This is a genomic window from Edaphosphingomonas fennica, from assembly GCF_003034225.1.
In the GTDB taxonomy this organism is placed as follows: Bacteria; Pseudomonadota; Alphaproteobacteria; order Sphingomonadales; family Sphingomonadaceae; genus Sphingomonas_E; species Sphingomonas_E fennica.
In genome coordinates, this window is sequence record NZ_PHHF01000076.1 from 79,718 (window position 1) to 93,896 (window position 14,179).

A 14,179-nucleotide genomic window follows, 5' to 3' on the forward strand; every position below is an offset into this window, starting at 1 on the left:
TTGATATGAGGAGACGCGCATGAAGGCCCTGCTGTCCACCACTCCCGGTGGCCCCGAAACGCTCGAGCTGCTCGACCTTGCCGATCCGGTTGCCGGCCCCGGACAACTGCTGATCGCGGTAAAGGCCTGCGCGATCAACTATCCCGACGTGCTGATCATCGAGGACAAATATCAGTTCAAGCCGCAGCGCCCCTTCGCGCCGGGCGCCGAGGTGTCCGGCATCGTCGCGGCGGTGGGCGAAGGCGTGGAGGGCTGGGCCATCGGCGATCGCGTGGTCGCGACCACCGGCCATGGCGGGATGGTGGAGAAGGTCGCCGTCGATGCGGTCAAATGCTACCGTCTGCCCGAAGGTCGCGATTTCGTCGAAGCATCGGCGCTGCTCCTCACTTATGCCACCACCATCCACGCCCTGCTCGATCGCGGGCATCTGAAGGCGGGTGAAACCCTGCTGGTGCTGGGCGCGGCCGGCGGTGTCGGCCTGGCGGCGGTGGAGCTGGGCAAGGCGTTCGGCGCGCGCGTGGTCGCCGCCGTCTCCAGCGAGGAAAAGGCCGAGGCCGTGCGCAAGGCCGGCGCGGACGAGGTGGTGATCTACGGTCGCGCGCCGTTCGACAAGGATCAGTCGAAGGCGCTGGCCGAACAGTTCAAGGCGGCGGTCGGCCCGGACGGCGCCAATGTGATCTACGATCCGGTCGGCGGCGATTATGCCGAGCCGGCGCTGCGTTCGATCGCCTGGGAAGGGCGTTATCTGGTGGTCGGCTTCCCGGCCGGCATCCCCAAGCTCGCGCTCAACCTCACTTTGCTCAAGAGCTGCGACGTCTGCGGCGTGTTCTGGGGCGCCTGGGCGGCGCGTGACCCCAAGGCGAACCGGGCGCGGATCGCCCAGCTTTTCGACCTGTGGGAACAGGGGCGGATCGCGCCGGTGGTGTCGGAGGTGTTCCCCTTCGCCCGAGGGGGGGATGCCATTGCGAAAATGGGCTCGCGCGGCGCGATCGGCAAACTGGTCGTGAAGATTTCGGAGTGACCGCGGGCACTTGCATCAGGCGCGCCCGGCTCTAGTCTCCACCGCCATGGACGGGGCAGAGCAGGGGCGGCCGATCGCGGTCGAGGCGGGGGCGCTGGGCGCGCGTCCGCTGCGCTATTTCGATTTCGTGATGGCGGCCTTCGTCGCGATCATGCTGCTGTCGAACGTGCTGGGCGCGGGCAAGGTGGCGGTGATCGACCTGCCGGGCATCGGCCTCTGGCCGTTCGGTGCAGGCATTCTCTTCTTCCCGCTGGGCTATGTGATCGGCGATGTCCTGACCGAGGTCTATGGCTATGCCCGCGCCCGGCGCTGCATCTGGGTGGGCACCGTCGCCCTCCTGTTCATGGCGCTGATGTCGTGGGTGGTGGTGCTGCTGCCGCCGGCCGAAAGCTGGGGCGGGCAGGCCGCCTATGAACAGGTGTTCGGCCAGGTGCCGCGCATCGTCTTCGCGTCCATCACCGCCTTCTGGGCCGGCGAGTTCGCCAATTCCTACGTTCTGGCCCGGATGAAGGTGTGGACGCAGGGCCGGCATCTCTGGACCCGCACGCTCGGTTCCACGGTCGTCGGGCAGGGCGTGGACAGCCTGATCTTCTATCCGCTGGCCTTCTGGGGCGCCGCGGAATGGACCCATGCCCTCGTTTTCAAGGTGCTGATAACGCAGTGGATATTGAAGGTGAGCTGGGAGGCGCTGTTGACCCCCGTCACCTATGTCGTCGTCGGCTTCCTCAAGCGCCGCGAAGGTGTCGACATCTTCGATGAGGACACCAATTTCACGCCCTTCCGAACACGTTTGTAGCCGCCGGGCGGCGGCGGCGGCCGGTTATTCCGCCGCTTGGGCCGCCGGCGCGCTTTCCACCCGCACGCGGTGACCGGTCGGGAAATCGCGGGCCAGCAGCTCCACGATCGCGTTACCCACCACGGATGCGGGTTTGAGGGTGGCTGCGTCCTCGCCGGGAAAGGCGCGCGCGCGCATCTTCGTCGCGGTGGCACCCGGATCGACGATCGCCACGCGGACGTCACCCAGATTGGCCACTTCGTCCGCATAGGCCAGCAGCAGCGTTTCCAGCGCCGCCTTGGAGGCGCCATAGGCCCCCCAATAGGCCCTGGGAGACCCGCCGACGCTGGAGGTGATGCCGATGACGCGCGCGGCATCCGCCGCCTTCAGCAGCGGATCGAACGCCGCGATCAGCGCCTGCTGCGCTACCACGTTCAGCGCCAGCACCTTGGCGAATTCCTTGCCGTCGATCGCGGGCACGGGCGCCAGCGTGCCGAGGGTGGCGGCGTTGAGGACGAGGATGTCGAGCTTCGGCCAGCGGCCGGCGATGGCGGTGGCGAGGCGGGAGATGCTCTCCCCATCGGTCAGGTCCAGAGGGGCGATGGTGGCGGTGCCGCCGGCCGCGTGGATGCGGCCTTCCACTTCCTCGAGCCCGCCGGCGGTGCGCGCCGTCAGGATCACATGGGCGCCGGCCGCGGCCAGCGCCTCGGCCGTGGCCGCGCCGATCCCGCGCGAAGCGCCGGTGACGAGTGCGGTGCGGCCTTCCAGCGGCCTCGCCGTCATGCGACCACCCGTTCGGCGAGCAGCGAAAGCTGATCGGCGGGGGCCACTTCGTCCTGATCGGTCAGGTGGGTCGGATAATCGCCGGTGAAGCAGGCGTCGCAATATTGCGGGGTGCCTTCCTCGCGCATGTCCTCGCCCAGCGCGCGGTAGAGGCCGTCGACCGAGACGAAGGCAAGGCTGTCGGCGCCGATATAGGTCGCCATTTCCGCCACCGTCATCTGCGCGGCGAGCAGCTTGGCGCGTTCCGGCGTGTCGACGCCGTAGAAGCAGCTATGCCGCGTCGGCGGGCTGGCGATGCGCAGGTGCACCTCGGCCGCGCCCGCATCGCGCAGCATCTGCAGGATCTTCACGCTGGTGGTGCCGCGCACGATCGAATCGTCGATCAGCACGATGCGCTTGCCGTCCAGCAATTCCTTGTTGGCGTTATGCTTCAGCTTCACGCCGAGATGGCGGACCTGATCGCCCGGCTGGATGAAGGTGCGGCCCACATAATGCGACCGGATGATGCCGAGCTCGAACGGGATGCCCGATTGCTGGGCATAGCCGATCGCCGCCGGCACGCCCGAATCCGGCACGGGGACGACCAGATCGGCCTCGACCGGATTTTCCATGGCGAGCTGCGCGCCGATCCGCTTGCGCACGCCGTAGACGGAGGAACCGTCCACGATCGAATCGGGGCGCGAGAAATAGACATGCTCGAAGATGCAGGGGCGCGGGCTGACCGGCGCGAACGGCCGGTGCGACTTGATCCCCTGTTCGGAGACGATCACGATCTCGCCCGGCTCCACCTGGCGCAGGAAGGTGGCGCCAACCACGTCCAGCGCCACGGTTTCGGACGCGAAGATATAGGCATCGCCGATACGGCCCATCACCAGCGGCCGGATGCCCAGCGGATCGCGGCAGGCGATCATGCCCTCGGGCGTCATGCAGATCAGCGAATAAGCGCCTTCCACCCGCTTCAGCGCATCGATGAAACGATCGAGCAGCGTGCGATAGGTGGAGGTGGCCACCAGATGGATGATCGTTTCTGTGTCGCTGGTCGACTGGAAGATCGCGCCGCGGCGCACCAGTTCGCGACGCAGCTTCATCGCGTTGGAGAGGTTGCCGTTATGCGCGACCGCGAAACCACCGGACGAAAGCTCGGCGAACAGGGGCTGCACGTTGCGCAGCGCCGTCTCGCCGGTCGTCGAATAGCGGACGTGGCCGCAGGCGACATTGCCCGGCAGGCCGCGAATCACGTCGTCGCGGTCGAAATTGCCGGCGACGTGGCCCATCGCGCGGTGCGCGTGGAAGGCGCGGCCGTCCCAGCTTACGATGCCCGCGGCTTCCTGGCCGCGATGCTGGAGGGCATGGAGGCCCAAGGCCACCATGGCGGACGCGGTCTCCGCGCCCCAGATGCCGAAAATGCCGCACTCCTCGCGGAGCTTGTCGTCGTCGAAAGGATTAGTCGTGATCATCGCGTGCGCCCGTCGGGTGATCCTGTTGGCGCGGCATATAGGGATGCCTTTCCCATTTGTCGCCCCTTTGTAACCGTGTCGTTGCAGCTTGTAGGATTCCATCCGCCGCGATAGGCCCCGATTCATGGATCAGGATCGCGAAACCGGCACGGAATTCCAACCGAAATTCGATGCGGCGGGGCTTGTTACCGCCGTCGTCACCGATGTCCGCAACGGGGACGTCCTGATGGTGGCGCATATGAATGCAGAAGCGATCGAGCGGACGATCGCAACCGGCGAGGCGCATTTCTGGTCGCGTTCGCGCGGCAGCCTGTGGCGCAAGGGCGAAACCAGCGGCCATGTGCTGCGGGTCGCGGAGATGCGCGTCGATTGCGATCAGGACGCGATCTGGATCAAGGCCGAGCCGGCCGGCCCCGCCTGCCATACGGGGGCGCCGAACTGCTTCTATCGCCGGATCGAAGGCGGGGTGCTGGTGCGGGTGTGATCCACCCCGCCCTCACACGTCCGGCAGCGCCCAGTCGATCGGTTCCCGCCCCTTGGCGGTGAGGAAGGCGTTGGCCTTCGAGAAATGGCGGCAGCCGAAGAAGCCGTTATGCGCCGATAGCGGGGAGGGGTGGGGCGCCTTCAGCACCAGATGGCGGCTGTCGTCCACGAAGGCCGCCTTGCGCTGCGCATAGGCGCCCCAGAGCATGAACACGGTGGGCTCGGCCCGTTCGTTGACGAGGCGGATCACCGCGTCCGTGAAGCGTTCCCAGCCCTTGCCCTGGTGGGATGCGGCGCGGCCCATCTCTACGGTCAGCACGCTGTTGAGCAGCAGCACGCCCTGCTTGGCCCAATGTTCCAGGAAGCCGTGACGGGCGGGGGCGATGCCGAGATCGGCCTGCATTTCCTTGTAGATGTTCACCAGCGACGGCGGCGTCCGCACGCCCGGCTGCACGCTGAAGCAGAGGCCATGCGCCTGCCCTTCGCCATGATAGGGGTCCTGGCCGAGGATGACGACGCGCACATCCTCCAGCGGCGTCAGGTCCAGCGCGCGGAAATATTCGCTGCCCTTGGGGAAGATGCGCCGCCCGCGCGCCTTCTCGTCGAGCAGGAACTGCTTGAGCGCGGCCATGTGGGGAGCCTGGAATTCGGGCGCCAGCGGGCCTTTCCAGCTTTGGTGCAGCTTGATCGTATCGGACATCGCGGTGGCGTTCATTCCTCGGGCGGTTGCTGATCGCGGGGGAGCCGGCGGAAGGCGCGGATGCCCGCGAGCATCGGCAGCAGCAACACCGCCAGAAGCGCGATTATGATGACTTTGGCGATCATGGCGGGAGGATAGGGCGCGGCGGTGGCGGATGCCAGCCCCTTCGGGCGGCGGCCCCTGCCGGCCGTGAAAAACCCCGCCGGATCGCTCCGGCGGGGTCGTTCATTCCTGCCCGGACGGGCTGGTCCTATTCGAGGTCTTCGGTGGTGAAGTCCTCGCCGACCACCGCGCCCAGGGGATCGTCACCCGTATCGTCCTCCACCGGGCGGCGGAGTTCCGCGGCATGCTCCTCGGCGGCCGTTTCCGGCGCGACGAGGGAGGCCTGCCACGCCTTCTGCGAGGCGCGGAGCGCCGCGTCGCGGCTGGAGGCGGTGACGCGCAGGCGGTTCATGCCCGCGCCGGTGCCGGCCGGGATCAGACGGCCGACGATCACATTCTCCTTCAGGCCATCGAGCGTGTCGATCTTGCCCTGCACCGAAGCCTCGGTCAGCACGCGGGTCGTTTCCTGGAACGACGCGGCCGAGATGAAGCTGCGGGTCTGGAGCGAGGCCTTGGTGATGCCGAGCAGCACCGGCTTGCCTTCCGCGGGCAGCTTGCCCTCGGCGACCAGCTTCTCGTTCACCTCGTCCATCTCGATCCGGTCGAGCTGTTCGCCCGGAAGCAGCGTCGAATCGCCGGCTGCCGTGATCTCAACCTTCTGCAGCATCTGACGGACGATCGTCTCGATGTGCTTGTCGTTGATCTTCACGCCCTGCAGTCGATAGACTTCCTGGATTTCCGACACGAGATATTCGGCAAGCGGCTCGATGCCGAGCACTTCCAGAATATCGTGCGGATCCGGGCTGCCGCCGATCAGGTTGTCGCCACGCTTCACGTAGTCGCCTTCCTGAACGTCGATCACCTTCGACTTCGGGATCAGATATTCGATCGCTTCCGAGCCATCTTCCGGACGGATCAGGATCTTGCGCTTCGCCTTATAGTCCTTGCCGAATTCGACACGGCCGGAGACCTTGGCGATGATCGCATTTTCCTTCGGCTTGCGCGCTTCGAACAGCTCGGCCACGCGCGGCAGACCGCCCGTGATGTCGCGGGTCTTGGCGGCTTCGCGCGGCACGCGGGCAAGCACGTCGCCGGCCTGCACGGTCTGGCCGTCCTCGACCGCGACGATCGATCCCGGGATCAGGCGCGACACGCCGGTCTCGCCGCTGCTCTCGTCGAGCAGGGTGATACGCGGACGGAAGTCGTCCTTCTTCGACTTGAGATGATCTTCCACGATCACACGCTGCGAAATGCCGGTCGCTTCGTCGGTTTCCTCGCGAACCGTGCGGTTCTCGATCATGTCCTGAAAGCGGACGATACCGCCCTTTTCGGTGATGACCGGGCTGAACGAGGGGTCCCATTCCGCGATGCGATCGCCCTTGGAGACGATCGCCCCGTCTTCCACCAGCAGGGTGGCGCCGTAGGGCAGGCGATGGGTGGCGCGTTCGCGGCCATCCATGTCGAGGATCGCGATCTCGCCGTTGCGGGCCAGCGTCAGACGACGGCCGCGCGGGTCGATGATCGTCGGCACGTCGCGATAGACGAGCGTGCCGTCCGCCACGGCTTCCAGGTTCGATTCCTGGTTGAGCTGGGCGGCGCCGCCGATGTGGAAGGTCCGCATCGTCAGCTGCGTGCCCGGCTCGCCGATCGACTGCGCCGCGATGACGCCGACGGCCTCGCCGATGTTCACCGGCGTGCCGCGGGCGAGATCGCGCCCGTAGCAGGCCGCGCAGACGCCGTTCTTCGATTCGCAGACCAGCGGGCTGCGGATCTTGACCGACTGGAGGCTGATCGCCTCGATCTGCACGATGTGCGCCTCGTCGAGCAGCGTGCCCTCGGGGATCACCACCTCGTTCGTCTTGCTGTCGACGATGTCCTCGGCCGTGGTGCGGCCCAGGATACGCTCGCCCAGCGAGGCGATGGTGGCGCCGCCCTGCACGATCGCCTTCATCTCCAGCGCGCGCTCGGTGCCGCAATCCAGCTCGACGACGACGCAATCCTGCGACACGTCGACCAGACGACGGGTGAGATAACCCGAGTTCGCGGTCTTCAACGCCGTATCCGCGAGACCCTTGCGGGCGCCGTGCGTGGAGTTGAAGTACTCAAGGACGGTCAGGCCTTCCTTGAAGTTGGAGATGATCGGCGTCTCGATGATCTCGCCCGAAGGCTTGGCCATCAGGCCGCGCATGCCGGCAAGCTGCTTGATCTGGGCGGCCGAGCCACGGGCACCGGAATGCGCCATCATGTAGATGGCGTTGATCGGCTTCTCGCGGCCGGTCTCCGGGTCCGTCTTGACCGCCTGGATCTCCTTCATCATCTCGGCCGCCACGCGGTCGCCGCAGCGCGACCAGGCGTCGATCACCTTGTTATACTTTTCCTGCTGGGTGATCAGGCCGTCCTGGTACTGCTGCTCGTAATCCTTCACGAGCGTGCGCGTCTCCTCGACCAGCGGGTCCTTCGCCGCCGGGATCACCATGTCGTCCTTGCCGAACGAGATGCCGGCCTTGAAGGCGTGGCGGAAGCCCAGCGCCATGATCGCGTCGGCGAACAGCACCGTCTCCTTCTGGCCGGTGTGGCGATAGACCTCGTCGATCACGTCGCCGATGTCCTTCTTGGTGAGCAGGCGGTTGACCGTCTCGAAGGGCACCTTGTGGCTCTTGGGGAGGCATTCGCCCAGCAGCATGCGGCCCGGCGTGGTCTCGTAGCGCTTCATATACTGGTTGCCGGCCTCGTCCGTCTGCGGGACGCGGCTGACGATCTTGGTATGGAGCGTCACGGCACCGGTGTTGAGCGCCTGGTGGACCTCGATCATGTCCGCCAGCAGCATGCCTTCGCCCGGCTCGCCCTGCTTCTCCATCGAGAGATAGTAGAGACCGAGCACCATGTCCTGCGACGGCACGATGATCGGCTTGCCGTTGGCGGGCGACAGGATGTTGTTGGTCGACATCATGAGGACGCGCGCTTCCAGCTGCGCCTCAAGCGAGAGCGGGACGTGCACGGCCATCTGGTCGCCGTCGAAGTCGGCGTTGAAGGCCGAGCAGACCAGCGGGTGAAGCTGGATCGCCTTGCCTTCGATCAGCACCGGCTCGAACGCCTGGATGCCGAGGCGGTGGAGCGTCGGCGCGCGGTTCAGCAGCACCGGATGCTCGCGGATCACCTCGTCCAGGATGTCCCAGACTTCCTTGCGTTCCTTCTCGACCCACTTCTTGGCCTGCTTCAGGGTCATGGAGAGACCCTTGGCGTCCAGGCGGGCGTAGATGAACGGCTTGAACAGCTCGAGCGCCATCTTCTTGGGCAGGCCGCACTGGTGGAGCTTCAGCTCCGGACCGGTCACGATCACCGAACGGCCGGAATAGTCGACGCGCTTGCCGAGCAGGTTCTGGCGGAAGCGGCCCTGCTTGCCCTTGAGCATGTCGGACAGCGACTTCAGCGGACGCTTGTTGGCGCCCGTGATGGTGCGGCCGCGGCGGCCGTTATCGAACAGCGCGTCGACGGCTTCCTGCAGCATGCGCTTTTCGTTGCGGACGATGATGTCCGGCGCGCGCAGCTCCATAAGCCGCTTCAGGCGGTTGTTGCGGTTGATGACGCGGCGATAGAGGTCGTTCAGGTCCGACGTCGCGAAGCGGCCGCCATCCAGCGGCACCAGCGGGCGCAGTTCCGGCGGAATGACCGGGATCACTTCCAGGATCATCCATTCCGGGCGGTTGCCGGATTCGATGAAGCTTTCGACGACCTTCAGGCGCTTGATGATCTTCTTGGGCTTCAGCTCCGACTTGGTCTCGGCCAGTTCCTTGAGAAGATCGACGCGCTCGCCCTCGAGATCGAGGCTCTCGAGCATCTTGCGCACGGCTTCGGCGCCGATGCCGGCGGTGAAGGCGTCCTCGCCATATTCGTCCTGCGCCTCGAGAAGCTCGTCCTCGGTGAGGAGCTGATACTTCTCAAGCGGGGTCAGGCCCGGCTCGATGACGATATAGGCTTCGAAGTAGAGCACGCGCTCGAGCTGCTTGAGCTGCATGTCGAGCAGCAGGCCGATGCGCGACGGCAGCGACTTCAGGAACCAGATGTGCGCAACCGGCGCCGCCAGCTCGATATGGCCCATGCGTTCGCGGCGGACCTTCGAGACGGTGACTTCGACGCCGCACTTTTCGCAGACGATGCCCTTGTATTTCATGCGCTTGTACTTGCCGCACAAGCATTCGTAATCCTTGATCGGACCGAAGATGCGCGCGCAGAACAGGCCGTCACGCTCGGGCTTGAACGTGCGGTAGTTGATCGTCTCGGGCTTCTTGATCTCGCCGAACGACCAGGAACGAATGCGTTCCGGCGAGGCGATGCCGATGCGGATCTGGTCGAAGGTCTCGGGCTTCGCGATCGGATTGGCGAAATTGGTGAGTTCGTTCATTTTCTCTTCCCTCTAGAGGGCAAATCTACGGACGGCTGGGGGGAGGATGCGGGCGCGGCCTTCGAAAGGCCGCGCCCGGAACCCCTTATTCCGCCGCCTCGGCCAGGCCGTCGTCCTCGATGCTCTTGAGTTCGACGTTGAGGCCCAGCGACCGCATTTCCTTGACGAGCACGTTGAAGCTCTCCGGGATGCCGGCCTCGAAGGTATCGTCGCCCTTGACGATCGCTTCATAGACCTTGGTGCGGCCGACCACGTCGTCGGACTTCACCGTCAGCATTTCCTGGAGCGTGTAGGCGGCGCCATAGGCCTGGAGCGCCCACACTTCCATTTCACCGAAGCGCTGGCCGCCGAACTGGGCCTTGCCGCCCAGCGGCTGCTGGGTGACGAGGCTGTACGGCCCGATCGAACGCGCGTGGATCTTGTCGTCGACCAGGTGGTGGAGCTTCAGCATGTAGATGTAGCCCACGGTGACGCGGCGATCGAACGCCTCGCCGGTGCGGCCGTCATACAGCTCCACCTGACCCGACGTGTCGTAACCCGCCATGGTCAGCATCGCCGACACGTCCGCCTCGCGGGCGCCGTCGAACACCGGCGTCGCCATCGGCACGCCATTCTTCAGCACCTTCGCCATCTCGACGATCTGGTCGGGGCTGCGGGCGTCGATCTCGGCATGATATTGATTGCCGTAGATCGTCTTCAGCCGCTCCACCACCGCGGCCGGCGGGGCCGCCGCCTCCGGATTGGGATTGGCTTCGCGCCACGCTTCCAGCGCCTCGGTCACCTGCTTGCCCAGGCCGCGCGCGGCCCAGCCGAGATGGGTCTCGAAGATCTGGCCGACGTTCATGCGCGAAGGCACGCCCAGCGGGTTGAGCACGAGATCGACCGGGGTGCCGTCCTCCAGGAACGGCATGTCCTCGACCGGCAGGATGCGGCTGATGACGCCCTTGTTGCCGTGGCGGCCGGCCATCTTGTCGCCCGGCTGCAGCTTGCGCTTCACCGCGACGAACACCTTGACCATCTTCAGCACGCCCGGCGGCAGCTCGTCGCCGCGCTGCAGCTTCTCGACCCGGTCCTCGAAGCGCGCCTTGATGACGCCGGCGGCGTCGTCATACTGCGCCTTCACGGCTTCCAGATCGGCCTGGCGGGCGTCGTCCTGCACGGCGAACTTCCACCATTCGTGGCGCTCGACCGAATCCAGCACCTCGGCGTCGATCTCCACGCCCTTCTTCACGCCCTTGGGCGCCGCCGTGGCCACCTGGCCCAGCAGCATTTCGCGAAGCCGCGCGAAGGTCGCGCGGTTCAGGATGCCGCGTTCGTCCTCGGCGTCCTTGCGCAGGCGGTCGATCTCCTCGCGCTCGATCGCCATCGCGCGCTCGTCCTTGTCGATGCCGTGGCGGTTGAACACGCGGACGTCGACGATCGTGCCGGCCACGCCCGGCGGCAGGCGGAGCGAGGTGTCGCGCACGTCGCTGGCCTTTTCGCCGAAGATGGCGCGCAGCAGCTTTTCCTCTGGCGTCATCGGGCTTTCGCCCTTCGGCGTGATCTTGCCGACCAGGATGTCGCCCGGCTCCACCTCGGCGCCGATGTAGACGATGCCGGCCTCGTCGAGGTTGCGCAGCGCTTCTTCACCGACGTTCGGGATGTCGCGGGTGATGTCCTCCGGCCCCAGCTTGGTGTCGCGGGCCATCACCTCGAACTCGTCGATGTGGATCGACGTGAACACGTCGTCCTTCACGATCCGTTCGCTGATGAGGATCGAGTCCTCGTAGTTGTAGCCGTTCCAGGGCATGAACGCGACGAGCGCGTTGCGGCCCAGCGCCAGCTCGCCGAACTCGGTCGACGGGCCGTCGGCGATCACATCGCCCTTGCGGACGACATCGCCCACCTTCACCAGCGGGCGCTGGTTGATGCAGGTCGACTGGTTGGAGCGCTGGAACTTCATCAGCGTGTAGATGTCGACGCCCGACTTGCCGGCCTCGACCTCCTCGGTCGCGCGGATGACGATGCGGGTCGCGTCCACCTGGTCGACGATGCCGGAGCGGCGGGCGCCGATGGCGGCACCCGAATCCCGCGCCACCGTCTCTTCCATGCCGGTGCCGACGAACGGCGCCTCGGCGCGGACGAGCGGCACGGCCTGGCGCTGCATGTTCGATCCCATGAGCGCGCGGTTGGCGTCGTCATTTTCCAGGAACGGAATCAGCGAGGCGGCGACCGACACGAGCTGCTTCGGGCTCACGTCCATCAGCGTGATCTGGTCGCGCGGGGCGATCAGGAACTCGCCGGCCTGGCGGGAGGAGACGAGTTCCTCGACGAAGCGGCCCTCGGCATCCAGCTCCGCGTTCGCCTGGGCGATCGTGTGCTTGGCCTCTTCCATGGCGGAGAGGTAGACCACCTCGTTGGTGACCTTGTTGTCCACGACCTTGCGATACGGCGTCTCGATGAAGCCGTACTTGTTGACGCGGCTGAACGAGGCCAGCGAGTTGATCAGGCCGATGTTCGGGCCTTCCGGCGTTTCGATCGGGCAGATGCGGCCATAGTGCGTCGGGTGCACGTCGCGCACCTCGAAGCCCGCGCGCTCACGGGTGAGACCGCCCGGCCCGAGGGCGGAGACGCGGCGCTTGTGCGTCACTTCCGACAGCGGGTTGGTCTGGTCCATGAACTGCGAGAGCTGCGAGGAGCCGAAGAACTCGCGCACGGCGGCGACCGCCGGCTTCGCGTTGATCAGGTCGTTCGGCATGACGGTCGACACGTCGACCGAGGACATGCGCTCCTTCACGGCGCGCTCCATGCGGAGCAGGCCGACGCGATACTGGTTCTCCAGCAGCTCGCCCACCGAACGCACGCGGCGGTTGCCGAGATTGTCGATGTCGTCGATCTCGCCCTTGCCGTCCTTCAGGTCGACAAGCGTCTTCACCACGGCGAGGATGTCCTCGCTGCGCAGCGTCGTCACCGTATCCTCGGCGTCGAGGTCGAGGCGCATGTTGAGCTTCACGCGGCCCACGGCCGAGAGATCATAGCGCTCGGGATCGAAGAACAGGCCGGCGAAGAGCGCTTCGGCGGTTTCCTTCGTCGGCGGTTCGCCGGGGCGCATGACGCGGTAGATTTCGGACAGCGCGTGATCGCGGTCCTCGACCTTGTCGGCCTTCAGCGTGTTGCGGATCCACGGACCGGTCGAGACATGGTCGATGTCGAGAAGCTCGAGCTTCTCGAGCCCGGCCTGGTCGAGCAGCTCCAGATTTTCCGGCGTCACTTCGTCGCCGGCCTCGATCCAGATGCGGCCGGTCCGCTCGTCGATCAGGTCATAGGCCGAATATTTGCCATAGATCTCGTCGGTCGGGATCAGCAGCATGGTCAGGCCGTCCTTGCCGGCCTTGTTGGCGGCGCGGGGGCTGATCTTGGTGCCGGCCGTGAACACGACCTCGCCGGTATCGGCGTTCACCACGTCGAAATTCGGCTTCTGGCCGCGCCAGTTCTCCGGGGTGTAGGGCACCTTCCAGCCGCCCTCGCCACGGACCCAGGTGAGGCGGCCGTAGAAATGGTTGAGGATTTCCTCGCCGTTCAGGCCCAGCGCATAGAGCAGGGTCGTGACCGGCAGCTTGCGCTTGCGGTCGATGCGGACGTTGACGATGTCCTTGGCATCGAACTCGAAATCGAGCCACGAGCCACGATAGGGGATGACGCGGGCGGCGAAGAGATACTTGCCCGAAGCGTGCGTCTTGCCGCGATCATGATCGAACAGCACGCCCGGCGAACGGTGCATCTGCGAAACGATCACGCGCTCGGTGCCGTTGACGAAGAACGTGCCGTTCTCCGTCATCAGCGGCATGTCGCCCATGTAGACGTCCTGCTCCTTGATATCGAGCACGGAGCGGGTTTCCGTATCGGGGTCCACCTCGAACACGATCAGGCGCAGCGTGACGCGCATCGGCGCCGCATAGGTGATGCCGCGCTGGCGGCACTCGTCCACGTCATATTTCGGCGGCTCGAGTTCGTAGTTCACGAAGTCGAGCTCGGCGGTGCCGGCGAAATCGCGGATCGGGAAGACGGAGCGCAGCGTCTTTTCCAGGCCGGAGACATAAGCGTCCTCGGGGCGGGAGCGTAGGAACTGTTCGTAGCTTTCGCGCTGCACCTCGATCAGGTTCGGCATCTGCACCACTTCGTGGATGTTGCCGAAAACCTTGCGGATGCGCTTCTTCGCGGTGTTGATGAGGGCCTGGCCGGATGCCGCCTGGGTCGCCATATTTTGTCCTCGCGTCCGATCAAAAATTCACCCGCCTCGCAGCGGATCGCAGCCGATTCGCGGGGTAGGTCCCACGAAAAAAAGTGCGGGTCCGGGCCGTCGGAACCGCACTGCCTGCGTCTGGTAGAACCTCGCCAAACTCCCCATTCGTCGCGGCCTGTGCGCAAAGCAGGCCGTGTCCCGGAAGCGGACGAAGCGGCCTTCCCCTCCCAAGGC

Annotated in this window: 8 protein-coding genes; 3 read left to right on the forward strand and 5 right to left on the reverse strand. The window is 65.9% G+C overall.

What is annotated here, in order from left to right; genetic code table 11:
• The first annotated feature begins 19 nt into the window (after positions 1–19).
• Positions 20–1,021 carry an NADPH:quinone oxidoreductase family protein gene (locus CV103_RS18435; protein ID WP_211314422.1) on the forward strand — a complete coding sequence of 334 codons (1,002 nt, stop codon included), beginning with the start codon at positions 20–22 and terminating at the stop codon, positions 1,019–1,021.
• A 46-nt stretch (positions 1,022–1,067) separates the two neighbouring features.
• The gene (locus CV103_RS18440; protein ID WP_107395767.1) at positions 1,068–1,817 is read left to right on the forward strand and encodes a queuosine precursor transporter; all 750 of its coding nucleotides are present in this window, start codon (positions 1,068–1,070) and stop codon (positions 1,815–1,817) included.
• 24 nt (positions 1,818–1,841) lie between these two features.
• Here the strand turns inward: CV103_RS18440 and CV103_RS18445 are convergent, their stop codons facing one another.
• Entirely contained in the window at positions 1,842–2,579 is a 738-nt protein-coding gene (locus CV103_RS18445; protein WP_070933602.1) for an SDR family NAD(P)-dependent oxidoreductase, read from the reverse strand.
• Positions 2,576–4,036: an amidophosphoribosyltransferase gene (gene purF / locus CV103_RS18450; RefSeq protein WP_015460156.1), complete on the reverse strand. Its 1,461-nt coding sequence runs from the start codon at positions 4,034–4,036 to the stop codon at positions 2,576–2,578. Before purF ends, CV103_RS18445 begins: the two co-directional genes overlap by 4 nt.
• Before the next feature lie 124 nt (positions 4,037–4,160).
• On the opposite strand from purF, the gene hisI reads away from it, so the two are divergent.
• Positions 4,161–4,520 (forward strand): phosphoribosyl-AMP cyclohydrolase, encoded by a 360-nt coding sequence (gene hisI, locus CV103_RS18455; RefSeq protein ID WP_015460157.1) that lies wholly within the window; start codon positions 4,161–4,163, stop codon positions 4,518–4,520.
• A gap of 12 nt (positions 4,521–4,532) precedes the next feature.
• Here hisI and ung read toward each other — a convergent pair whose 3' ends face one another.
• From ung to rpoB, 3 genes are all read right to left on the reverse strand, one after another.
• Positions 4,533–5,219, reverse strand: a complete 687-nt coding sequence (ung, locus tag CV103_RS18460; RefSeq protein WP_107395892.1) for a uracil-DNA glycosylase — start codon at positions 5,217–5,219, stop codon at positions 4,533–4,535.
• 250 nt (positions 5,220–5,469) lie between these two features.
• The gene (gene rpoC / locus CV103_RS18465) at positions 5,470–9,723 is read right to left on the reverse strand and encodes a DNA-directed RNA polymerase subunit beta' (RefSeq protein WP_015460159.1); all 4,254 of its coding nucleotides are present in this window, start codon (positions 9,721–9,723) and stop codon (positions 5,470–5,472) included.
• 85 nt (positions 9,724–9,808) lie between these two features.
• The gene (gene rpoB, locus CV103_RS18470; protein ID WP_015460160.1) at positions 9,809–13,963 is read right to left on the reverse strand and encodes a DNA-directed RNA polymerase subunit beta; all 4,155 of its coding nucleotides are present in this window, start codon (positions 13,961–13,963) and stop codon (positions 9,809–9,811) included.
• Positions 13,964–14,179 lie beyond the last annotated feature (216 nt).